Source organism: Roseomonas sp. GC11 (assembly GCF_024437745.1).
In the GTDB taxonomy this organism is placed as follows: domain Bacteria; phylum Pseudomonadota; class Alphaproteobacteria; order Acetobacterales; family Acetobacteraceae; genus Pseudoroseomonas.
The window spans coordinates 58,504-80,009 of sequence record NZ_JANFNY010000006.1 but is presented as its reverse complement, the minus strand read 5'-3'; the positions used below and the strand labels follow the sequence as shown (position 1 = coordinate 80,009).

General features: G+C 71.8%; 19 protein-coding genes. 4 read left to right on the top strand and 15 right to left on the bottom strand.

Features of this window, described 5'->3' with window-relative positions:
• Positions 1-108: 108 nt before the first annotated feature.
• The 6 genes from mtnA to NON00_RS03510 all read right to left on the bottom strand — a co-directional run bounded on the left by mtnA (position 109) and on the right by NON00_RS03510 (position 7,327).
• On the bottom strand, positions 109-1,233 hold the full coding sequence (gene mtnA, locus NON00_RS03535) for an S-methyl-5-thioribose-1-phosphate isomerase (protein WP_256017700.1): 1,125 nt from the start codon (positions 1,231-1,233) through the stop codon (positions 109-111).
• A gap of 190 nt (positions 1,234-1,423) precedes the next feature.
• On the bottom strand, positions 1,424-3,481 hold the full coding sequence (locus NON00_RS03530) for a hypothetical protein (RefSeq protein WP_256017699.1): 2,058 nt from the start codon (positions 3,479-3,481) through the stop codon (positions 1,424-1,426).
• A gap of 41 nt (positions 3,482-3,522) precedes the next feature.
• Complete coding sequence (locus NON00_RS03525; RefSeq protein WP_256017698.1) at positions 3,523-5,001, bottom strand: polysaccharide pyruvyl transferase family protein; 1,479 nt, start codon at positions 4,999-5,001, stop codon at positions 3,523-3,525.
• Complete coding sequence (locus NON00_RS03520) at positions 4,998-6,074, bottom strand: polysaccharide pyruvyl transferase family protein (RefSeq protein ID WP_256017697.1); 1,077 nt, start codon at positions 6,072-6,074, stop codon at positions 4,998-5,000. Before NON00_RS03520 ends, NON00_RS03525 begins: the two co-directional genes overlap by 4 nt.
• A 301-nt stretch (positions 6,075-6,375) precedes the next feature.
• On the bottom strand, positions 6,376-6,846 hold the full coding sequence (locus tag NON00_RS03515; protein ID WP_256017696.1) for a UPF0262 family protein: 471 nt from the start codon (positions 6,844-6,846) through the stop codon (positions 6,376-6,378).
• Positions 6,839-7,327 (bottom strand): DUF983 domain-containing protein, encoded by a 489-nt coding sequence (locus tag NON00_RS03510; RefSeq protein ID WP_256017695.1) that lies wholly within the window; start codon positions 7,325-7,327, stop codon positions 6,839-6,841. The genes NON00_RS03515 and NON00_RS03510 overlap by 8 nt, the downstream gene beginning before the upstream one ends.
• Before the next feature lie 183 nt (positions 7,328-7,510).
• On the opposite strand from NON00_RS03510, the gene NON00_RS03505 reads away from it, so the two are divergent.
• Positions 7,511-8,152 carry an aspartate/glutamate racemase family protein gene (locus tag NON00_RS03505; RefSeq protein WP_256017694.1) on the top strand — a complete coding sequence of 214 codons (642 nt, stop codon included), beginning with the start codon at positions 7,511-7,513 and terminating at the stop codon, positions 8,150-8,152.
• 116 nt (positions 8,153-8,268) lie between these two features.
• On the opposite strand, the gene NON00_RS03500 is transcribed toward NON00_RS03505, so the two are convergent.
• Positions 8,269-9,306 carry a YeiH family protein gene (locus tag NON00_RS03500; RefSeq protein WP_256017693.1) on the bottom strand — a complete coding sequence of 346 codons (1,038 nt, stop codon included), beginning with the start codon at positions 9,304-9,306 and terminating at the stop codon, positions 8,269-8,271.
• 135 nt (positions 9,307-9,441) lie between these two features.
• On the opposite strand from NON00_RS03500, the gene NON00_RS03495 reads away from it, so the two are divergent.
• Entirely contained in the window at positions 9,442-10,317 is an 876-nt protein-coding gene (locus NON00_RS03495; RefSeq protein WP_256017692.1) for a LysR family transcriptional regulator, read from the top strand.
• Positions 10,318-10,438: 121 nt separating this feature from the next.
• On the opposite strand, the gene NON00_RS03490 is transcribed toward NON00_RS03495, so the two are convergent.
• From NON00_RS03490 to NON00_RS24710, 8 genes are all read right to left on the bottom strand, one after another.
• Positions 10,439-10,762: a septum formation initiator family protein gene (locus NON00_RS03490; RefSeq protein WP_256017691.1), complete on the bottom strand. Its 324-nt coding sequence runs from the start codon at positions 10,760-10,762 to the stop codon at positions 10,439-10,441.
• Positions 10,763-10,938: 176 nt separating this feature from the next.
• Positions 10,939-12,216 carry a phosphopyruvate hydratase gene (gene eno, locus NON00_RS03485; protein WP_256017690.1) on the bottom strand — a complete coding sequence of 426 codons (1,278 nt, stop codon included), beginning with the start codon at positions 12,214-12,216 and terminating at the stop codon, positions 10,939-10,941.
• 109 nt (positions 12,217-12,325) lie between these two features.
• Complete coding sequence (locus NON00_RS03480; protein ID WP_256017689.1) at positions 12,326-13,999, bottom strand: CHASE domain-containing protein; 1,674 nt, start codon at positions 13,997-13,999, stop codon at positions 12,326-12,328.
• Between the two features lie 177 nt (positions 14,000-14,176).
• Positions 14,177-15,805, bottom strand: a complete 1,629-nt coding sequence (locus NON00_RS03475) for a CTP synthase (protein ID WP_256017688.1) — start codon at positions 15,803-15,805, stop codon at positions 14,177-14,179.
• Between the two features lie 154 nt (positions 15,806-15,959).
• Positions 15,960-16,283: a preprotein translocase subunit SecG gene (secG, locus tag NON00_RS03470; protein ID WP_256017687.1), complete on the bottom strand. Its 324-nt coding sequence runs from the start codon at positions 16,281-16,283 to the stop codon at positions 15,960-15,962.
• 206 nt (positions 16,284-16,489) lie between these two features.
• On the bottom strand, positions 16,490-16,975 hold the full coding sequence (locus tag NON00_RS03465) for a CinA family protein (RefSeq protein WP_370688658.1): 486 nt from the start codon (positions 16,973-16,975) through the stop codon (positions 16,490-16,492).
• 19 nt (positions 16,976-16,994) lie between these two features.
• Positions 16,995-17,510, bottom strand: coding sequence for a phosphatidylglycerophosphatase A (locus tag NON00_RS03460; RefSeq protein ID WP_256017722.1), 516 nt, complete (start codon positions 17,508-17,510; stop codon positions 16,995-16,997).
• Positions 17,510-19,597, bottom strand: coding sequence for a lytic transglycosylase domain-containing protein (locus NON00_RS24710; protein ID WP_305123182.1), 2,088 nt, complete (start codon positions 19,595-19,597; stop codon positions 17,510-17,512). The genes NON00_RS03460 and NON00_RS24710 overlap by 1 nt, the downstream gene beginning before the upstream one ends.
• Before the next feature lie 347 nt (positions 19,598-19,944).
• Between NON00_RS24710 and dapA the strand changes: the two genes are divergently transcribed.
• Both dapA and smpB read left to right on the top strand, forming a co-directional pair.
• The gene (dapA, locus tag NON00_RS03450; protein WP_256017685.1) at positions 19,945-20,823 is read left to right on the top strand and encodes a 4-hydroxy-tetrahydrodipicolinate synthase; all 879 of its coding nucleotides are present in this window, start codon (positions 19,945-19,947) and stop codon (positions 20,821-20,823) included.
• 44 nt (positions 20,824-20,867) lie between these two features.
• The gene (smpB, locus tag NON00_RS03445; protein ID WP_256017684.1) at positions 20,868-21,353 is read left to right on the top strand and encodes an SsrA-binding protein SmpB; all 486 of its coding nucleotides are present in this window, start codon (positions 20,868-20,870) and stop codon (positions 21,351-21,353) included.
• Positions 21,354-21,506: the final 153 nt, after the last annotated feature.

Here is a 21,506-nt window from a genome sequence, read left to right as displayed (position 1 = left end):
CACCCCCTCCTGGTAGTGCCAGCCACTACCTGTTGTAGAGAGTTTCACTGAAGGCGGGTGCAGGGGACCCTGTCCCCTGCTGGGGGAGTTTGAGGGGGCAAAGCCCCCTCAATGCGACGCGGCAGGGGCGGCGGCCTGCGCGAAAAGATCCGGATAGAGGTTGCGGAGCCCTTCCTCCGAGGCGGCGCAGCGCCCGCGTTCGGTGATCAGGCCGGTGACGAGGCGGGCCGGCGTCACGTCGAAGGCCGGGTTGGCGCCAGCGCTGCCGGGGGCGGCCACGCGCACGGTTTCGGTGCGCCCGTCCCAGGTCTGGCCGGTGACGTCGAGCACCTCGCGCGCGTCGCGCTCCTCGATGGGGATTTCCGCCACGCCGTCGCGCACGCTGAGGTCCAGGGTGGAATGCGGCAGCGCCACCCAGAAGGGCACGCCATTGTCGTGCGCGGCCAGCGCCTTCAGGTAGGTGCCGATCTTGTTGGCCACATCGCCCAGGCGCGTCACGCGGTCGGTGCCGACGAGGACGATATCCACCTGTCCGTGCTGCATCAGGTGGCCGCCGGCATTGTCGGCGATCACGGTATGCGGCACGCCGTGCTTGCCGAGTTCCCAGGCCGTCAGCGCCGCGCCCTGGTTGCGCGGGCGGGTCTCGTCCACCCAGACATGCACGGGGATGCCCGCGTCATGCGCCTGGTAGACGACGGAGAGCGCGGTGCCGAAATCCACCGTGGCGATCCAGCCGGTGTTGCAGTGGGTGAGGATGTTCACCGGCTGCCCCGGCTTGCGCGCGGCGATCTCCTGGATCAGCGGCAGGCCGTGCTGGCCGATGCGGCGGCAGGTTTCCACATCATCCTCGGCGATGTCGGCGGCGGCGGCATAGGCGGCGGCGCCGCGCGCCTCCGGCGCCACCGGGCGCAGCGCGGCCAGCATCCGCTCCAGCGCCCAGCGCAGGTTGATGGCGGTGGGGCGGGTGCGGCCCAGCATGGCGGCCACGGATTCCAGCGCGGCGTCCGAGGCATCGCGCCGCAGGGCCAGCGCCAGCCCATAGGCGGCGACGGCGCCGATCAGCGGCGCGCCGCGCACCTGCATGGACTTGATGGCGTGCGCCACCTGCTTCTCATCCACCAGCCGCAGGATCTCGACCGTCCAGGGCAGGCGCGTCTGGTCGAGGATGCGGACGGACCAGCCATCTTCCGGGTCGACCCAGACGCTGCGGTAGGGGACGCCATCGATCTTCATGCTGCGGGGCTCCGGTCAGGGCGCCCGGGGCGCGGGCGGGAGGGGAAGGATTGGCGAGCGCATATAGGGGTTCCGCCCCCGCCATGCCATGCGGGCGGCGGAAGGGCGGGGATGCGGCCAGAGGGGAGGCTGCCGGGGGCTCGGCTTCGGGCGTGGCTCGGCTTCGGGCGGGGCTCGGCTTCGGGTGGAGCTAGGCTTCGGGTGGAGCCTGGCGCGCGCGCCGGAGGCGGCGGCGCTCCAGCCGGGCGGTGGCCTCGGCGAGGTAGCGGGCGGAGGCGCGGCGCCGGGCGCGCAGCATCTGGCGGATGGTGGCCGGCGCCAGCGGCGCGCCGTCGATCAGCGCCTGGAGGACGGGCTGGATCACCTTGGTGTCGATGGCGAAGCGCAGCGTCTCGTGGTTGCTGAAGGGCGTCAGCACCGTGCGCGCCGCCGGGCAGCATTCCAGGATGCGCCCGGCATGGCGGACATCGCCCTTGAAGAAGGGGTCGTAGAACAGCGTGACCGCGCCGCCGATATCGCCGGCGGTGATGCGCATGCCGTCATGCAGGGCGGGCTGGTAGTAGGTGGCCGGGCGGCGCTTGTCGAAGGCGCCGACATCCTCGGGCGTGATGGAGAATTGCGGGGCGAAGGCCAGCACCGCATCGGCGCCCAGGGCGCGGCTGTATTTCAGCGCGGCATAGGCGCCCATGCTGAAGCCATAGAGGATGACGCGCTCATACCCCGCCAGCTTCTCGCGCAGGGCGGGCAGGAGGAGGGCCATGTCCTCGGCCGGGAACCAGCTTTCCGAGACGTCGGTGACGCCGAAGATGGCGGCCTCGAAGCGCGGCAGGAAGGCGCCGCCCCACAGGGTTTTGGCCTTCTGGCGTGGGGCGAAGGTGACGATGGCGCTGCGCGCGGCACGCGGCAGTTCCAGCAGCGCGATGCGCTCCGTCTCGGCGAAGATCCGCGGCGTGGCGGCGGGGGAGGGCCCTTCGGCCTGCCCGCCCGTCTGTCCGCCCGTCTGCCCGTCCGTCTGCTCCTCGGGCAGCGTCCCGGTGGAGGAGGGCTCCGTGGCACCGGACTCCGGTGCCGTCATTTGGGGCGATGCCAGCGGGGGAGATGCCAGCGCGGCGGGCGCCGGCATGAGGAGCGGCGGCCCGCCCAGCAGCGAGGGCTGTGGGCTGGCCAGGGGCGCGGCGGGGTCCAGGAAGTGCTCGGGGAAGGCGGGGCGCGGGGCCTTGCCCTGCGCCTCGCGCCGCTTGCCGAGGCGCAGGGGAATTTCCTCGACATAATGCGTCGCGGCGGCGCGGCGCGGGCGGATCCAGCGGCGCAGCTCCGCCGCCCCGGGCGGCGTCCCCGCCAGGCAGGCCTGGAACAGCGGCTCCAGGATCTTCGTCGCCATGGCGAAGCGCAGCGTGTCGTGGTTGGTGAAGGGCATCAGCACCCGGCGCAGCGGGCCGCAGCGGCTGATGAGTGCGACATGCTGCGCATCTTCGCGGAACAGCGGGTCGTAGAAGACCAGCGCCTCGCCGCCGAGATCCCCGGCCTGTAGCCGCATCCCCGCATGCAGGTCCGGGCGGTAGAACAGCCGGGGGCGGCGCCGGTCGAAATGCCCGGCATCCTCGGGGGTGATGGAATATTGCGGGGCGAAGGCCAGCACCGTGCTGGCACCCAGGGCGCGGCTGTATTTCAGCGCGGCATAGGCACCCATGCTGAAGCCATAGAGGATGACGCGCTCATACCCCGCCAGCTTCTCGCGCAGGGCGGGCAGGAGGAGGGCCATGTCCTCGGCCGGGAACCAGGTGTTGGTCACATCGGCCACGCCATAGATGGCGGCGTCGAAGCGGCGCAGGAAGCTGTGGCCCCAGAGCACCTTGCCATCCTGGCGCGGGGCGAAGGTGACGATGGCATTGCGCGAGGCGCGCGGCAGTTCCAGCGCCGCCAGCCGGTCCGTCTCGGCGAAGATATGCGGCTTGTCCTGCGGCTCGGCGCTCCCGGCGCGGGGGGCGGGCTGCGGGCGCGGCGGGGCGAGGCGGGCGCGCTGCTGCGGTGCCAGCAGCGAGGCCGTGTTTTCCGCCTCGGGCGGCTGCCCGGCCGGGGTATCGGCGGCCATGGGGGCGGCGCGGCGGGGCGTGGCCTGCGCGATGCCCTCGCCGATCCTGGCGCCGAGGCCCTGGCCGATCTGGCGCGGCCCCGCATGGCGCAGCGCCAGGCGGACCCAGCCCGGTTCCGGGGAGAGGGCCGAGGGGGGGCCGAAGGCGCGGCTCAAAGGACGGCCCAAAGGACGGCCAGGCCGCCGGAAACGCCCGCTCATAGCAGATTGCGCAACCGCGTGAGGTCAGAGGCGGCCGCCTCGATGCAGGCTTCCAGCTCCGCCGGATCGACCGGCCGGGCGATCTCGGCCAGCCGCGCCGGCGGCTGCCGCATCGGGCCGGTCAGGAACAGGGTGGCAGGGGTGAGCGAGGGCATGCGGGTCTGGATCAGGCGGCCGATCTTGCCGGTGGTATCGGCCACCGCCGCCAGCCGCGCCCCGCCCAGCGCGCCGAAGATCAGGCCGTGATAGCGCGAGGTCACCACCAGCGCGGCCGTGGCGTAGAGTTGCAGCGCCGCCTCCACGCTGCCTTCGTCGAGCGGCAGGCAGGCCGCGCCCGTCTCGGCGCTGACCTGGGCATAGATCGCGCCGTCATCGACCGAGTGGCGCGCCAGGATGACCTCGTGGCTGGGTTGCAGCGCCTCCACCAGCCCGCGCAGATAGGCGGCGAAGGCGGCGCGGTCACGCGAGAAGCCGCCCATCGACACGGCCAGCGAGAGCAGCGCGCGCGGCCGCCCTGGCAGCGGTGGCGGGGGGGGTGGCTCCGCGATCAGCGAGGGCGGCGCGGCGGGCGGCGCCCCTTCTTCCGGGGGGGTGGTGGCGGGCGCGACCCCTGACTGTTGCTCGGGCTGGGGCGCCAGCAGGCGCGGCAGCAGGAAGGCGAGGTCGGCCGAGAGATGCACGCGCGGCAGGCCCAGGCCCTGCATCAGCAGGCTGCGGTCCACGCTGTCACGCACGCTGAGGAAATCCACCCGCCCCAGCGCATCGGCGAAGGCGGCGCGGCCGGCCGGGGTGCGGATGCCCTGCACGCCCACGCCGATCACCGCGGCGGGAATGCCGCGCGCCGCCGCCGCGTGCAGCGGGGCGGTGTAGTTGCCGACATTCTCGTAATCCGGCTGGCCGCGATAGTCGCTGTCATAGAGCAGCCCGCCACCGCCGATCAGCAGCAGCCGCGCCCCCTCCAGCGCCGCCTCCCAGTTCTGCGGGCCGGTGCAGAGGGCCTCCGCGCAGCCAGCCTGCAACGCCATCGCGCGCGCGGCCTGGCTCACCGCGTCATCGCCGATATTGCCGGTGCGCCAGGCGGAGACGATGACCGCCCGGCCATGCCCCCGCCGCCCCGCCGGGCCGCCATGCAGGAAATGCTCGACCGGGCCGAGATGGGCGGCGTCGAATGCCTGCGGGGTGAGGCCGGGGCGCGGGCTGTGCAGCACGAAGACCGCATTGGCGAAGAGCACCGTGCTCTCCGCCCGCAGCACCCGCAGGTAGCGCGGGCCGAGCTGGCCCAGCATGCCCTTGTGCAGGATCACGAGGTCCGGCAGGCGGTCCCCCAGCAGGCTGCGCGCGCAGTAGGGCACCGCCTGCCAGGCGGGCAGCGCCTCGGACAGCGGGCGGTGCAGGTAGTCCGGGCACAGCAGCGTGCCGGGCTTCAGCGTGCTGGCGATCTCCAGCACCGCCTGATGATGGGCGTCCAGGCTCACCAGCTCAGCCTCTGTTCGAAATCAGCGGGCAGCACCCAGCGCGGCGCCTCGGGGTCCACCGCCAGGGGCAGGGGGAAGGCCTCCAGCAGGTGCCGGGCATCGAAGTGGTGCGGCTCATAGTGCCGGTCAATGCTGCGCATCACCGCCGCCCAGTCCGGCCGCCGGTCGGGCGGCAGGCCGATCGCCAGCACATGCCGCCGGCCGCTGCCCATGTAGAAATCGGCCACCCGGTGGTCGATCCGCTCCGCCGCCTCGGGCAGCGGCAGCAGATGCGGCCCCGGCGGCAGCGACGCACTCAGATAGGCGGAGGGGATGCCATAGGCATCGGCCAGGATCAGCCCGTGGAAGCTGCCGCTCAGGATGCGGCGGCAGGCCAGCATCTCCGCCAGCTTGGCGCGGAAGGCGGCGAAGGAGGGGGCGTGGTAGGTGGGGATGAAGCGCACCTCCTCCAGCGCCGCGAAGCGCGCCTGGCCCGGCGCCGGCCCGGCCTGGGGGCTGGGCTCCGACAGGTCGGAGATATGCGGGATCAGCCCCAGCTCATGCAACGGCCCCTCTCCTGGCCCCTCTCCCGCGCCGCCTCCCGTCAGGGTGGCCCCGCGCGGCATCAGCCGCGGCAGCAGCCAGCCGGGATCGCCATAGACGGCCGGGGCATGCAGCCCGGCATCCAGGCAGGCCCGGCGCGAGATCGGCCCGCGCAGCGCGTGCAGGATATAGGTGGTGTCGGGCTGCGCCTCGAAGCGGCCGGTCAGCTTCGTCAGCGTGCGCTTGCGGTCGAAGCCGGTGCCCCAGACATGCACCGTGCCGTTGCGCTGGTCCTGCCCGATGGTGCCGATGGCCGACATCCGCACCCTGCGCGCGTCGAAGAAGCGGTGCTCGACCGGCAGGCCGGCCAGCAGCGCGACGATCACGGCACTCAGCGCATCGCCGAAATTGTTGAAGGGCACCTTGCCGGAACTGCGCACCCAGGCCAGCGGCACCGCCTTCAGCGCCGCCACCTCCCGCCGCAGATCCGCATAGGCGGGCTCGGGCGGCGGCGGGGTGAGCAGGCTCGGCGCCTCGGTCGTGTTGCTCATCGTGCTCCGCGATTCCGTCGTGAGGGCCTGCGAGGGCCGGCCGCCATCACGCAGAGGAGGGGGGATGCCCCGGCGGAAGCCGCAAAGGAAGCATCCGCGGCCAGAGTCTGTCCACCAGGGCTGCCGGCGTGCTGATGGGCCGAGTGCTTATGGAGGGCGCAATTTCATGTCAAGTTCTTCACCGGCGGCAGCACCCCCAGGGCAAGCGAAGGCCTTCTTTTTCTGAAGAAAAAGAAGCAAAAAGACTTTTTCGGGCAGCCCGCGCCAGATCCGCCCGAGATCCGCCCGAGATCCGCTCGCCTCAGATCCGCTGGTGCAGCGCGCAAACCAGCGTGAAAAGGCGGCGCGAGGTCTCGAAATCCAGCGTCACCCGGCCATCCAGCCGCTGGCTGAGCAGCTCCGCCCCCTCGTTGTGCAGGCCGCGCCGGCCCATGTCGATGGCCTGGATGCGCGCCTCGGAACTGCCCTCCGTCACCGCCTGCTCATGGCTCGCCACCACCATGTGGTAATCCTTGATCAGGCGGCGGAAGGGGCCAAGCGCCAGGGCGATGATGCGCAGCGTCGCCTCCGCCGTGTCGCGGATGTCAAAGACCAGGCGCCCGTCGCGGATCTCCAGATGCAGGGAATAGGGGCCGGGGGGCAGCCCCACCGGCACGAAGCTGTTGCCCGCCAGAAGGTCGGCCACCGCCTGGGCGCGGTCCGCCTCGGCATAGGGGTTGGGCAACGGCGCGCTGTCCGGCAGCGTGATGCGGGCAAGGCGCTGCTCAGCCATGGGGCTTGCCCTCGTGCGGCGGCGCCGCGGGCAGAGGCGCGGGCGGGAGCGGCGCGGGCAGCGGCATCTCGTCCTCCGGCGTCAGCAGGCCAAGGCGCAGCATCAGCCCCACCGTGGCGCCCTTGATGGGGCGCAGCAGCAGGGTGGAGATCACCGCGAAGAGCGGCAGCCACACCGCCATGTGCAGCCACATCGGCGGCTCATAGGCCTTCTCCACCCAGAAGATCACCGGCACCAGCAGGTGGCCGACGATGAAGATGGTGAAATAGGGCGGCGCGTCATCCGCCCGCAGCCGGCCGAGCGGCGTGTGGCACTGCGCGCATTCCGGCACCACGCGGAGAAAGCCCTGGAAGACCGGCCCCCCGTCGCAGACCGGGCAGCGGTTGCGCGCGCCACGGGCGAGCAGCGTCGTCAGCGGTGGCAGAGCGGCCGGCGCGCCGCTGGCGCGTGCCGGTTCCCAGCGCTTGGGCTGGCTGTCCATGGGCGTGATCCTGGCTTTGTCTGGGCCCTGTTGCCGGGCTGTTCCGTGTGCGGTGCAATATCGCCCTGTCCGGGCCTGCCGATCAAGCAGAAGCGGTATCAGGCTGGGCCGCACCCCGCCTCGCGCCCCCCCCCCGGCGCTCCACGCCTTGCGCCGCCCTGGTGGGGCGGGGATGCTGTTCAGATGGTCAAGCGCATCCTCGTCATCAACCCGAATTCCTCGCAAAGCTGCACGGCGGGCATCGCCGCCAGCCTGGAGGCCTTCGCCGCCCCCGGCCGGCCGGTCTTTGAGACCATTTCCCTCCCCGGCGGACCGCCGGCCATCGCCTCCTGGCGGGACTGGTACGGCGTGGCGGAACCGCTCTGCCGCCTGGTCGAGGCCAGCCCGGCCGAGGCCTATATCCTGGCCTGCGTCTCCGACCCCGGCCTGGAGGCGGTGCGGACGGTGACGCCAAAGCCCGTCTTCGGCCCCTTCCGCAGCGCCGTGGCCGCCGCCCTGGCGCGGGCGGAGCGCTTCGGCGTCATCGCCTTCGTCGAGGCTTCCAAGGCCCGGCAGCGCCGCGCCCTCCAGGCCATGGGGGCGGAGGCCCGGCTGGCCGCCAGCATCGCCCTCAACCTGCCCATGGAGGTGCTGACCGACCCCAGCGCCGCCCGTGGTGCGCTCTGCGACACCGCCCGCGCCCTGGTCGCCCAGGGGGCGGAGGCCGTCATCCTGGGCTGCGCCGGCATGGCCGGGCACCGCGCGGCGGTGGAGGACGCCGCCGGCGTGCCCGTCATCGAGCCATGCCAGGCAGCGGCGGCGCAGGCGCTGCTGGCGCTGGTGTGAGGGGGGGATTTGAAAGCAAGAAAGGTTCTTTTTTGAAAAAAAGAACCAAAAAACTTTTTTCAGAAAGCGTCCCGCCTCGGGCCTGAGGCGGGACGCCAAACTGAAAAAAATCTTACTTAACCGTGCAGGGCGATGACGCCCAGGCTGACCACGCCGAGCGCCAGCAGCGAGAGCACCACCACCGCCGTCACGCGCGGGCCGGCCTTGGCGACGCTGCGGAGATCGACGCCGAGGCCGAGCGCGGCCATGGCCAGCAGCGTCAGCGCCGCGGTGAGGCCGGAGAGCGGCGGCAGCAGCGCCTCCGGCACGGCGCCCAGGGCGCGCAGCAGCGCCAGCCCCAGGAAGCCCAGGATGAACCACGGCACCAGGCGGGAGAGGCCGGGCTTCTGCCCGCCCTGCGTCCCGGCGCGCAGCGAGAGCACCAGCACCACCGGCCCCAGCATCAGCACGCGCACCAGCTTCACCAGCGTGCCCACCTGCACGGCCAGCGCGCCCACCGGGGCGGTGGCGGCCAGCACCTGCGGCACGGCATAGACCGTCAGCCCGGCCAGGATGCCGTATTGCACCTCGTCCAGCCCCAGCACGGGCACGAGCAGCGGCAGGCTCAGCACCACGCCCACGCCGAGCACGGCGGTGAAGGCGATGGCGGAGGCCACATCCCGCGCCTGCGCGCCGATCACCGGCGCCACGGCGGCGATGGCCGAATTGCCGCAGATGGAATTGCCGCAGGCCACCAGCATGGCCATTTTCTCCGGCAGGCCCATCAGCCGCCCCAGCCCGTAGCTGGCGAGGATGGAGAGCACCACCACGGCGGCGATGCCCAGGATCAGCCCCGGCCCCGCCGCCAGCAGCGCCGGCAGGCTGAGCGAGGCGCCGAGCAGCATCACCGCCACTTCCAGCAGCGTCTTGGCCGAGAGGGCGATGCCCGGCGCGCAGGCCTTGGGCGGCGCCCAGAGGCTGCGCAGGGCCGTGCCGATCAGGATGGCCAGCACCAGCCCATCCACCCAGGCGCGGCCGAAGAGCGCGGCCTCCAGCCGGGCCAGCGCCGTGCCCGCCAGCGCCACGCCACCGCAGAGGGCGAGGCCCGGCGCCATTTCGGCACTCCAGGCCAGCAGGCGGCGGGGCAGGGGGGAGGCGTGGGTGGCAGCGGACATGACGGAACCGTGTCAGGGATGCGACACCCTGCCGCACCGCATCCGTTCGATCCAACGCGTTGTTCTTGTCATTCCGTTCGATTTCTCTTCTGAATATCGCTCAGCACCCCGGTGGAGAAGGACGCGGCCCGGCGCATGACCCTGGAACAGTTGCGCATCTTCCTGGCTGTGGCGGAGCGCGAGCACGTCACCCGCGCCGCCGAGGCGCTGCACCTGACGCAATCGGCCGTCAGCGCCGCCATCCGCGCGCTGGAGGGGCGGCATGGCATCACCCTGTTCCACCGCGTCGGCCGCCGCATCGAGCTGACGGAGGAAGGCCGCATCTTCCGCACGGAGGCCGCCGCGGTGCTGGCGCGGGCCGAGGCGGCGGAGCTGGTGCTCTCCGAACTTGGCGGCACGCTGCGCGGCACGCTGCGCATCCAGGCCAGCCAGACGGTGGCGAGCTACTGGCTGCCGCCGCTGCTGGTGCGCTTTCACCAGGCTTGCCCCGCTGTCGCGGTGGAGGTGGGGGCGGGCAACACCACCAGCGTCGCCCAGGCCGTGCTGGAGGGCAGCGCGGAACTCGGCTTCGTGGAGGGGGAGGTGGAGGAGCCGGCGCTCTCGCAGACCGTCCTGGCGCGGGATCAGCTGGTGGTGGTGGTGGGGCTGGGCCACCCCTGGGCCGGGGCGGGGTGGATCGCGCTGTCCCGCCTGCCGGAGACGCCGTGGATCATGCGCGAGGCCGGGTCCGGCACGCGGGCCGCCTTTGAGGGGCTGCTGAAGGAATGGGGGCTGTCGCCGCTGCGCGTGGCGCTGGAACTGCCCTCCAACGAGGCGGTGCTGGCGGCGGTGGAGGCGGGGGGTGGCGCCACGGTGGTCTCGGAGCGCGCGGCGGGGCCGCATCTGGCGGCGGGGCTGCTGGTGCGCGCCGGGGTCAGCCTGCCGCCGCGCAGCTTCAAGGCGCTGCGCCACCGGGAGCGCTATGCCAGCCGGGCGAGCCGGGCGCTGCTGGAGTTGGCTTTGGAAAAGTAAGTGTTCTTTTTTGGAAAAAAGAACCAAAAAACTTTTTTCAGAAAGCGTCCCGCTGTGCCGGGAGACGGCGGCAGCCTGAAAAAAAGTCTTTTTGCTTCTTTTTCTTCAGAAAAAGAAGGACTTAAAAGAGCCTTTGATTGGGCGCGTAGGGCATCACCAGCTCATCCTTGCCCACCATGTTGAGCAGGGCGCGGGCGCGTTCATCGAGCTGGTCGCGGTCGATGCGGTCGCCGCGCAGGCCGACCACCTTGCGCTCGATCGAGTCGCGCTCGGCCTCGGCTTCGGCCAGGGTGATGCGGGCGGCGGCGATTTCGGCGGCCTTGGCCTCGCGCGCCAGGGAGCCGACGCGCGGCCCATGCACCGCGTACCAGGCGAAGTGCCAGATCAGCCCGGCAAAGACCAGGGGAAGCCAGAGGACCTGGATCGCCCGCTTGATGGCCCGCATCGATTCGCCTCGTTCCGCGTCAATCGCCCGTTGGTTAACGACAGGATAAAGATAACGCGCAAGGGGAAGTGGGGGAAAACAACGAATTCGCGGCCGGCGTGGCCATCAGGACACGAACAAAGCAAGGCCGGGCAAACAGAGGCCGGGGAGGGGCGTGCCCTCCCCGGCGGTGGCGCTCAGCGCTTGAGGATGGTGCGGCCGGCGTAGCGGGCGGAGGGGCCGAGGCCCTGCTCGATGCGGATCAGCTGGTTGTACTTGGCCAGACGGTCCGAGCGGGAGAGCGAGCCGGTCTTGATCTGCCCGCAATTGGTCGCCACGGCGAGGTCGGCGATGGTGCTGTCCTCCGTCTCGCCCGAGCGGTGGGACATGACGGCGGTGTAGCCGGCGCGGTGGGCGGTCTCCACCGCTTCCAGCGTCTCCGTCAGGGTGCCGATCTGGTTGACCTTCACCAGGATGGAGTTGGCCGTCTTCTTCTCGATGCCCTGGCGCAGGCGCTCGGGGTTGGTGACGAAGAGGTCGTCGCCCACCAGCTGCACCTTTGCGCCGAGCCGGTCGGTCAGCAGCTTCCAGCCGGCCCAGTCATCCTCGGACATGCCGTCCTCGATGGAGATGATGGGGTAGCGGGCGCAGAGGTCGGCCAGGTAGTCCACCATGCCGGCGGCGTCGAGCTTCTTGCCCTCGCCTTCCATGTCGTAGACGCCGTCCTTGAAGAACTCGGTGGAGGCGCAGTCGAGGGCGAACATGATGTCCTCGCCCACGCGGTGGCCGGCGGCCTCGCAGGCCTTGGCGATGAAGCCCAGTGCCTCGTCGGCGGATTTCAGGTTGGGGGCGAAGCCGCCCTCGTCGCCGACATTGGTGTTGTGGCCGGCGTCGTGCAGGGCCTTCTTGAGGCTGGCGAAGACTTCGGCGCCGATACGGGCGGCCTCGGCGGAGGAGCCGGCGGCCACCGGCATGATCATGAATTCCTGGATGTCGATCGGGTTGTCCGCGTGCTTGCCGCCGTTGATGATGTTCATCATCGGCACCGGCAGGGTGCGGGCGAAGACGCCGCCGACATAGCGGTAGAGCGGCACGCCGTAATGCTCGGCCGAGGCCTTGGCGGTGGCGAGGGAGACGGCGAGGATGGCGTTGGCGCCGAGGCGGCCCTTGTTGGGCGTGCCGTCGAGGGCCAGCATGGTCTCGTCGATCTTCACCTGTTCGGTGGCGTCCATGCCGGAGAGGGCGTCGAAGATCTCGCCCTCGACATTGGCGATGGCCTTCTGCACGCCCTTGCCGTGGTAGCGGGCCTTGTCGCCGTCGCGCAGCTCGACCGCCTCATGGGCGCCGGTGGAGGCGCCGGAGGGGACGGCGGCGCGGCCGATGGCGCCGCTGTCCAGCACGACATCCACCTCGACGGTGGGGTTGCCGCGCGAATCGAGGATCTCGCGCGCGATGATGTCGGCGATGGCGGTCATTCCGGACTCCCCTGGGTGTGTCGGAGAAGGCGCGGATAGGACGCTCTTGGCCGGAGGGCAAGCCCGGCCTTGGCGGCGGGCGGGGTGTGGCGGGGTGGCGCGGGGGCCGTCAGGCGCGGCTGGAGACGGGGGCGGGGGTGGGGGCCGCCGGGGTCGCGGGCTGTGTGTCGCGCTGGCCGCGCTTGGCGGCGTACATCATGCCATCGGCGTGGTGCAGCAGGGTTTCGGCATCGCCGCCATCGCGCGGGTAGAAGGCGGCCCCCATGCTGGCGCCGACTGAGAGAATTTCCCCTTTATATTCAATTGGCTGTTCGATCAGTTCGATCATCCGCGCGGCGATGGCCTGCCAGCGCTCCAGGATTTTCGCGCCGGTGAGGAGGATGACGAACTCATCCCCGCCGAGGCGGGCGATGGTGTCGCCCGGGCGCAGGGCGTTGCGCAGGCGCAGGCCGACGGCCTGCAGCACGGCATCGCCGGCGTCATGGCCCAACGAATCGTTGATGACCTTGAAGCGGTTGAGATCGAGGAAGAGCAGGACGAGGGCGCCGCCGGCCTGGCGCGCGGCCTGCAGGCCGTCCTCCAGCCGGTGCTCCAGGGCGAGGCGGTTGGGCAGGCCGGTGAGCGCGTCGTGCTGGGCCTGGTGGAGCAGGCGCTCGGCGATGTCGACGGCGTTGCGGTAATGCGCGACCAGCCCGTAGATCACCCAGAGCATGGCCAGGGTGAGGGAGACGCCGGCCAGCAGCACGGCCAGGGGCAGCGGCTCGACATAGGGGGTGATCAGCGGCCGGGTCATCACGACGGCCCAGTTGCGCCCGGCGACGCTGAAGGGGCGCTCCAGCCGCGCGACGCTCTCCGGCTCGCGCATCTGGCTTTCGGCGCGGCTGTCATACATGAGGTTGCCGGTGGCGGTGATGGTGCCGCCCTGCGGGCCGCGGTCGTAGAGGCGGATGCGGTATTCCTGGAGATGGTCGCGCAGCAGGGGCTTCAGCACCTCGCTGGCGCGGAAGACGCCGCTGATCTGGCCGATGAAGGCGGCGCGGCGCTGCTCCACCGTCCAGGTCGGCACGCCGCGGCGGAAGATGGCCTGGCGGACGACGAAGCCGATCTCGCCCTGCACCAGTTCCAGCGGCGGGGAGGCCATGGGCTCGCCCGTGTCGCGGCTGCGCTCCATCACGCGCAGGCGGGTGGGCTCGGCGGCGTTGTCGTGGCCGAAGGCGGCCTCGTTGCCGGCCATCGGCTCGTTGTAGAGCACCGGCAGGTAGAAGGGGCGCTCCCCGGCCGGGTGGATGGCGTAGTCGGAATAGCCATGCGGGTCGAGGCTGATATCGGCGCGGACCTGGGCCTCGAAGCGCTCCTTCTCGGGGGCGGGGACGTAGGGGGCGAATTGCACGGCCAGCACGCCGGGGAAGCGCTCGGTCAGGCGCAGGCTCTGGGCGTGGCGGTGGAAATCCTGGCGGGTGACGTGGTCGCTCACCTCGAAGAGGGCGCGGAAGCCGGCGATCAGGTCGAGGCTGCGCAGCAGGCGTTCCTCGACGAGGCGCTGCACATGGCGGCCGGCTTCCTGGAAGCGTTCCTCGGTTTCGTGCAGGGCGCGCTGGGCGGTCATGTGCCACAGCACCAGCGTGCCGACGACGCCGAGCGCGAGCACGATCCTGGCCACGCGGCGGAGCAGGATGACGCGGGCGGACAGGGCCTTCGCTTCGCCACGTAACAACCGCGCAGCCTTCCCCAGCGAGCCGGAGGCGAGGGATGCGCCGTGGCTCTGCGGCGCATGTCTCAACATGGCGCAGAAAGCTTAAAGCCCGGTAAATGCCCGGGGGCTTATGGAAGCCATTCAGGGCGCTCGCGCGCGGCCCGCGCCGCTCTGCCCAGGGCGATAGGGAGGGGCGATGGGGAGGGGCGATGGGGAGGGGCGATAGGGGGCGGCGGGGAAAGGCCGGTGCCTCCCCCCGCCAGGGTCTCAGACGAGCCGCGCCTGCTTCACCGCCGCGCCGACGAAGCCGGCGAAGAGCGGGTGCGGGCTGAAGGGCTTCGACTTCAGTTCCGGGTGGTACTGCACGCCGATGAACCACGGGTGGTCCGGATACTCGACGATTTCCGGCAGCAGCCCGTCCGGCGAGAGGCCGGAGAAGCGCAGCCCGGCTTCCTCCAGCCGCTCGCGGTAGCCGATATTGACCTCGTAGCGGTGGCGGTGGCGCTCCTCGATCACCGGCTGGCCATAGACCTGGCGCACCAGCGAGCCCTCGGCCAGCTTGGCCTGGTAGGCGCCGAGGCGCATGGTGCCGCCGAGATCGCCCTCCGCCGAGCGCATCTCGCGCGCATTGCCGCGCTGCCACTCGGTCAGCAGGCCGACCACCGGCTCGTCGCAGGGGCCGAACTCGGTGGAGGAGGCGCCCTCGATGCCCACGAGGTTCCGCGCCGCCTCGATCACCGCCATCTGCATGCCGAAGCAGATGCCGAGGAAGGGGATCTTGTGCTCGCGCGCGAAGCGCACGGCCTCGATCTTGCCTTCCGCGCCACGCTCGCCGAAGCCGCCGGGGACGAGGATGCCATGCACCCCCTCCAGCCGCTCCACCGCGTTCGGGCTTTCGAAGATCTGGCTGTCCACCCAGTCGAGCCTCACCTTCACGCCATGCGCGGTGCCGCCATGGACCAGGGCCTCGGCCAGGGACTTATAGGCATCGAGCAGGGTGATGTACTTGCCGACGACGGCGATCTTCACCTCGCCCTCGGGGTTCTCCAGCCGCTGGACGAAGCGCTTCCAGTGGGTGAGGTCCGGCTCGCCATAGATGGACAGGCCGAAATGGCGCAGCACCTCCCGGTCCAGCCCCTCGGCATGGTACTGCAGCGGCACGGCGTAGATGCTGGAGGCATCGAGCGCCGGGATCACGCTTTCCGGCCGCACGTTGCAGAACAGCGCGATCTTGCGCCGCTCATTCTCCGGGATGGGCCGGTCGCAGCGGCACAGGAGGATCTGCGGCTGGATGCCGAGGCCGAGCAGCTCCTTCACGGAGTGCTGCGTCGGCTTGGTCTTCAGCTCGCCGGCGGAGGGGATGTAGGGCACCAGGGTGAGGTGCATGAACAGGCTGCGCTGCGGGCCGAGCTCGTTGTGGAGCTGGCGCAGGGCCTCCAGGAAGGGCAGGGACTCGATGTCGCCCACCGTGCCGCCCACCTCGACCAGGACGAAGTCCAGCCCCTCGGTATCGGCCGTGGCGGCGTCCTTGATGGCGTCGGTGATGTGCGGGATGACCTGGACGGTGCCGCCCAGATAGTCGCCCCGGCGCTCCTTGGCGATCACCTCGGCATAGATGCGGCCGGAGGTGTAGGAATCCCCCCGCGTCGCATGCACGCCGGTGAAGCGCTCATAATGGCCGAGGTCGAGATCGGCTTCCGCCCCGTCATCGGTGACGAAGACCTCGCCGTGCTGATACGGGCTCATCGTGCCCGGATCGACGTTGAGGTAGGGGTCGAGCTTGCGAATGCGGACCTTGTAGCCCCGCGCCTGCAAGAGCGCGCCGAGGCTGGCCGCCGCGATGCCCTTGCCGAGAGAGGAAACCACGCCGCCGGTGATGAATACGAACCGCGTCATGGGCGTCCTTTCTAACGCGCGCCACCGGCCACGGGAAGCCGATGGCACGGCAAGGCTGCTGGTTGTGGGAAGCGGGGGTGCCGGAAGAGGAAAAGGCCCCCCATTAAAAGGTTCGGGCGCCTGGGCTTCCGCCCGGCGCCCGATTCGGGAACCGTCAGTTGGTGGGCACCGCCGGTTGCGGCGGGGCCGCCGGCGCGGCGGGCGCGGTGGCGGCGGGCGGCGGCACGTCCAGGATCGAGCTGCGGCCGGACTGGCCCTTGCCGATCAGCGCCATCGCCAGGGCCAGGCCCATGAACAGGGTGGCCAGGATGGCGGTGGTGCGCGTCAGCAGGTTGGCCGTGCCGCGCCCGGTCATGAAGGCCCCCATCCCTTGGGAGGAGCCAATGCCAAGCCCGCCCCCCTCGCTGCGCTGGAGCAGCACGACGCCGATCAGCGCGAGGGTGACGAACAGATGCAGGACGAGCAGGACGGTCATCATGGCGCTGCGCTCCTAGCCGCTTTCGCAAGGAAGCGCCAGCAGGGATATCCCGGCGGACCGATCATTGTGGGAAGGCGCCGCCGCCCCACCCCGTCATCCCCGGGCGCCAACAGATGGGTTTCCAAAGGCCTCAGGCCTTTGGTGGGGAGAGTTTGAGAGGGGCGAAGCCCCTCTCAAGACCACGCATCATACAGCCAGAGGTTCTTTCACAGAGCCTCTTCGAGCAGCCCGAAGGCGGTGGCGAGGCTGGCCTCCCGCACCGCCGCGCGGTCACCGGGGAAGACCTGATGATAGCGCCGCGTCGCCTGCCCGCGCCGGGCGCAGGCGAAATGCACCAGCCCGACCGGCTTGGTGGCGGTGGCGCCGCCCGGCCCGGCGATGCCGGTGGTGGCGATGGCGAGATCCGCCCCCGAATCGCGCAGCGCCCCTTCCGCCATGGCCTGGGCGACCTCGGCGCTGACGGCGCCATGGGCCTCCAGCATCGCCTCCGGCACGCCCAGCATCCGCGCCTTGGCGGCGTTGGAATAGGTGACATAGCCGGCCAGCAGCGTGGCGGAGGAGCCGGGGATGGCGGTCAGCGCCGCGCTGACCAGCCCGCCGGTGCAGCTCTCGGCCGTGGCCAGGGTCAGGCCGCGCGCCTGGAGTCGCGCCAGCAGCGCGGCGGCGCGCTCCAGCAGGGTCTCGTCCAGCAGCAGGTTCATGGCAGCAGGCTCATGGCAGCATCCCCCCGAGGCGCAGCGCCAGGATGACCAGGGCGGCCAGGGCGCCGGCGATGATGTCGTCCAGCATGACGCCGCTGGCGCCCTTCTGGCGGTCCGCCCAGCCCACCGGCCCGGGCTTGGTGATGTCGAACAGCCGGAACAGCAGGAAGGCCAGCGCGATGCCCGGCGCCGCGCCGAAACCCGACGGGACGCCCGTGGCGAGGCCGCTGCCGAGCGCGGCCAGGGCGAGGCTCTGCCCCGCGCCCTCGTCGATCACCACCCAGGAGGGGTCTTCGCGCGCCTCGGGCAGGCGGGCCAGCGCCCACCAGCCGAGGGCCGCGCACAGCCCCGCCAGCGCCAGGCAGGCCCAGGGGCCGAGCAGCGCCGCCGGCAGCACCACGGCGCTGCCCCAGCTGCCGGGGGCGGGGCGCAGGAAGCCCACCCCGCCCAGGCTGGCCAGCATCCGGGGCAGGGCGCCCCCCCGGCGGGCCGTGCCCTCCCCACCCATGGCCGCCCCGTCCGGCATCAGCGCGCCGCCAGCACGGGGGCCAGCCAGGGCTGCAGCGGGTGCTCCTGCCCCTCCTGGCCGCCCCATTGGCTGCCGCCCTGCGCGCCGAGGGCGCGGTAGACCACGGCATTCTCCACCACGCGCTGGGCGTAGTTGCGGGTTTCGCTGAAGGGGATCTGTTCCATCCAGTCGATCATGTCCGTGCCGCCGTTGCCGGGCGGCAGGCGCGGGTCGCCATAGGTGACCACCCACTCCTCCACCCGGCGCGGCCCGGCATTGTAGGCCGCCGCCGCCATGGCGAGGTTGCCGAAGCGCGCGATCTGGTCCGCCAGATAGCGCGTGCCGAGGCGGATATTGTGCTCCGGCTGGCTGGTCAGCCAGGCCGGCTGGTGCGGGATGCCGAGCTGCCGCGCCACCAGCGCCGCGGTGGAGGGCAGCAGCTGCATCAGCCCGCGCGCATTGGCGCTGGAGATGGCGGAGGGGTCGAAATTGCTTTCCTGCCGGGTGATGGCCCAGGCGAAGGCCGGCTCCACCTCCGCCCCGGCGGGCAGGGCATAGGGGGTGGGGTAGCCCTCGGGCAGCATCATCACGCCATCGACGCCGCCGCGCCGGGCGACCCAGACGGCATGGTCCGGCCGGCCGATGCTGGTGGCCAGCCGCGCCGCCAGCACCTGGTCCTGTGGCGCCGCCGCGATTTCCTCCAGCCGCAGCAGGAAGGCGCGGGCGCGGCTGGTGTCGCCGAGATCGGCCAGCGTCAGCACGGCGCGGGCGAGGTCCTTGTCCAGATAGGCGGCGGCGGCCTCGGCGCTGGGCTGTGGCGGGCGGGTCCTGGCGATGCGCGCGGCGAGCTGCGCCGGGCTCTCCCCCAGCGCCAGGGCGGCGAGCTGGCCATAGAAGGCGGTGGGCAGGGCGGCGGCGGCGGCAAGCTGGCTGCGCGCTTCCTCCGCGCGGCCCTGGGCGGCGGCGGCGCGGGCGCGCCAGTAGGCGCCGCGCGCATTGGTGATGACGCTGGCGCTGTCCTGGCCCAGGCGGGCGAAGTGGCGGGCGGCGCGGGCCGGGTCCTCCAGCCGGCGCAGGGCGATGAAGCCGGCCCAGAACTCGGCCTCCTGGAAGCCCTCGCCCTCCGTCTGGCCATGCGCGGCGGCGACGCGGTAGGCGGCCTCCGCATCGCCCAGCCGCAGCAGCTTGCGGGAGAGCACCTGCCGCTCCGTCCACAGGGCGCGGGCGGCATCCGGCGTCAGGTCGCGCTGCAGCGGCTCGGCGCGCTGCCACAGGGCGGCGGCCTCGCGGTCCCGGTCCTGGCGGCGGAGGAAGCGGGCCAGCTCGGCGGCGAGGCCGAGATCGCCGGCGGCGCGTGGCGTGGCATTGGCCTCCGCCCCCGGCTGGTCCCCGGCCAAAGCGAGGCGGAGCTGCGCCGACTGCGCCATCGCGGCGGGCAGCAGCGGCAGCAGGCGGGCGGCGGCGGTGGTCTGCCGCGTCCAGGCCAGCTTCTCGAAGCGGGCGCGGTGGTCCTCGGGCCGCAGCTGGCCGCCGAAGACGGCGAGGAAGGTGGGCTCGCTGGAGGCATCGCCCGCGCCCTCGCGCCAGCCGGCGCGCAGCACGCGGGTGGCGTCCGCCGCCTTGCCCTGGCGTTGCAGCGCCTCGGCCAGCTGCCGCAGCGCCGGCAGGCCGCGCGGCGGCTGGCGGGCGAAGAGGCGCAGCACCACGGCATCCGGCGCCATCACCGGCAGCACTTCCTCGCCGCGCTGGACGAGGGTGGATTGCAGCGGCCAGTCCGGGTTGGTGGCGATGAAATTGGCGATTTCCTCGGCTGTCGCCTGGCCGCGCACCTGCAGCCGCGCCCAGGTGACGAGCTTGGCCGCCAGCGGGTCCGCCCCCTGGCGGGCGAGGGTCTCGGCCTCGGCCCAGCGCCCGGCCTGGGCGGCGGCCATGGCGGCGCGCCCGGCGGCGCGGGCGGGCTCCGGCGCCCAGGGCTGGGCCAGGGCGGGCGCGGCGGAGAGCAGCGCCAGGACGGGCAGCGCCAGGATGGGCAGCGCCAGGATGGGCAGCCAGCGGCGCCGGGCGTGGGGGCGGGCAGGGGCGTGGGCGGAGAGGCGGGCGGACATGGCGGCGGACCCTATCGGAAAGCCCCGCCCTTGTCCTCCCTTCCCACGGGATGCGGCGTCAGCCCCGCATGGCCCCTGAGGGGGCTTTGCCCCCTCAAGCTCCCCCCTTCTTTCCCTTGGGCAGGGGGCAGGGCCCCCTGCACCTGCCTTCAGTTGGGTTTCCAAAGGCCTCAGGCCTTTGGTGGCTGCGCGGCACTGCCGCGCAGGTTTGAGAGGGGCAAAGCCCCTCTCAAGGCCACGCGCCCTTGTGCGGGAAGGGCAGGGCGCCTAGCTTCCACGCCCTGCCACCACGCCAGCCAGCCTGTGCGGCCGCCGGAACGGCCCGCGGAAAAGGAAAGTTTCGTCCGATGTTCAAGGGTTCCCTTGTCGCGCTGATCACCCCCATGACCGAGGATGGCGCGCTGGACCCGAAAGCCTTCCAGGACTTCGTCGCCTGGCAGGTGTCGGAGGGCACGCATGGCCTGATCCCCGTCGGCACCACGGGCGAGAGCCCGACCCTGTCGCATGAGGAGCACCACCGCGTCGTCGAGCTCTGCGTCGAGGCCGCCGGCGGGCGCGTGCCGGTGATCGCCGGCACCGGCTCGAACAGCACGGACGAGGCCATCGCCCTGACGCGCCACGCCAAGGATGCCGGCGCCGATGCCGCCCTGGTGGTCACGCCCTACTACAACAAGCCGACGCAGGAGGGGCTCTACCTCCACTTCAAGGCGATCGCCGATGCGGTGGACCTGCCCGTGCTGATCTACAACATCCCCGGCCGCAGCGTCGTCGACATGAGCGTCGAGACCATGGCGCGGCTGGCGAAGCACCCGAACATCGTCGGCGTGAAGGATGCCACGGCCAATCTGGCGCGGCCGCTGCACACGCGCCTCGCCTGCGGGCCGGATTTCTGCCAGCTCTCGGGCGAGGACCACACGGCGCTGGCCTTCCGCGCCTCGGGCGGGGCGGGCTGCATCAGCGTCTCGGCCAATGTCGCGCCGCGCCTCTGCGCCGAGATGCACAGCGCCTGGGAGGCAGGGGACCTCGCCACCGCCATGGCGCTGCAGGAGCGGCTGGTGCCGCTGCACGACGCCATGTTCTGCGAGACCTCGCCGGGGCCGGTGAAGTACGCGGCGAGCCTGCTCGGCAAATCCACCGCCTTCTGCCGCCTGCCGATGGCGCCCGTGGCCGACAGCACGCGGGAGCGGGTGAAGGCCGCCATGCTCTCCGCCGGGTTGCTGAACTGAGATGAAGGCCGGGAGGGGCGCGCCCCTCCCCGCAGGGGACAAGAATGGCTGAGCCTCGCAAGAAGTCGCTGATCTCGCACGGCACCGCCGCGCAGAACCGCAAGGCGCGCTTCGACTACAAGATCAACGAGACCTTCGAGGCCGGGCTGGTGCTGCTGGGGCCGGAGGTGAAGTCGCTCCGCGCCGGCCGCGCCGCCCTGGCCGATGCCTGGGCCGGCGAGCGCGATGGCGAGATGTGGCTGTTCAACAGCTATATCCCCGAATGGCAGGCCGGCAGCTTCATGGCGAAGTTCGAGCCGCGCCGCCCGCGCAAGCTGCTGCTGCACAAGAAGCAGGTGCGCGAGCTGACCGGCTCCGTGACGCGCGAGGGCGCGACCCTCGTGCCGCTCGAGATCCTGTTCAACGAGCGCGGTGTGGCCAAGGTCGTGCTCGGCCTCGCCGAGGGCAAGAACAAGGCCGATAAGCGCCAGGCCATCGCCGCGCGCGACTGGCAGCGCGACAAGGCCCGGCTGATGCGCGAGAAGGGCTGAGGGCGGCCCGCGAGGGCCGGCGCGGGGTGTCGAGAGGGGCTTCGCCCCTCTCAAACTCTCCCGACCAAAGGCCTGAGGCCTTTGGAAACCCATTCATGGGTTTCCCCCCGGTTGGCACTGTTTCATGAACAACCGGACATGCATCCCCCCTGT

Coding starts and splice junctions, on each gene's coding strand:
- mtnA (WP_256017700.1), bottom strand. CDS start 1,233: ATGAAGATCGATGGCGTCCCCTACCGCAGCGTCTGGGTCGACCCGGAA.
- NON00_RS03520 (WP_256017697.1), bottom strand. CDS start 6,074: ATGAGCAACACGACCGAGGCGCCGAGCCTGCTCACCCCGCCGCCGCCC.
- NON00_RS03515 (WP_256017696.1), bottom strand. CDS start 6,846: ATGGCTGAGCAGCGCCTTGCCCGCATCACGCTGCCGGACAGCGCGCCG.
- NON00_RS03510 (WP_256017695.1), bottom strand. CDS start 7,327: ATGGACAGCCAGCCCAAGCGCTGGGAACCGGCACGCGCCAGCGGCGCG.
- NON00_RS03505 (WP_256017694.1), top strand. CDS start 7,511: ATGGTCAAGCGCATCCTCGTCATCAACCCGAATTCCTCGCAAAGCTGC.
- NON00_RS03500 (WP_256017693.1), bottom strand. CDS start 9,306: ATGTCCGCTGCCACCCACGCCTCCCCCCTGCCCCGCCGCCTGCTGGCC.
- NON00_RS03495 (WP_256017692.1), top strand. CDS start 9,442: ATGACCCTGGAACAGTTGCGCATCTTCCTGGCTGTGGCGGAGCGCGAG.
- NON00_RS03490 (WP_256017691.1), bottom strand. CDS start 10,762: ATGCGGGCCATCAAGCGGGCGATCCAGGTCCTCTGGCTTCCCCTGGTC.
- eno (WP_256017690.1), bottom strand. CDS start 12,216: ATGACCGCCATCGCCGACATCATCGCGCGCGAGATCCTCGATTCGCGC.
- NON00_RS03480 (WP_256017689.1), bottom strand. CDS start 13,999: ATGTTGAGACATGCGCCGCAGAGCCACGGCGCATCCCTCGCCTCCGGC.
- NON00_RS03475 (WP_256017688.1), bottom strand. CDS start 15,805: ATGACGCGGTTCGTATTCATCACCGGCGGCGTGGTTTCCTCTCTCGGC.
- secG (WP_256017687.1), bottom strand. CDS start 16,283: ATGATGACCGTCCTGCTCGTCCTGCATCTGTTCGTCACCCTCGCGCTG.
- NON00_RS03460 (WP_256017722.1), bottom strand. CDS start 17,510: ATGCCGGACGGGGCGGCCATGGGTGGGGAGGGCACGGCCCGCCGGGGG.
- NON00_RS24710 (WP_305123182.1), bottom strand. CDS start 19,597: ATGTCCGCCCGCCTCTCCGCCCACGCCCCTGCCCGCCCCCACGCCCGG.
- dapA (WP_256017685.1), top strand. CDS start 19,945: ATGTTCAAGGGTTCCCTTGTCGCGCTGATCACCCCCATGACCGAGGAT.
- smpB (WP_256017684.1), top strand. CDS start 20,868: ATGGCTGAGCCTCGCAAGAAGTCGCTGATCTCGCACGGCACCGCCGCG.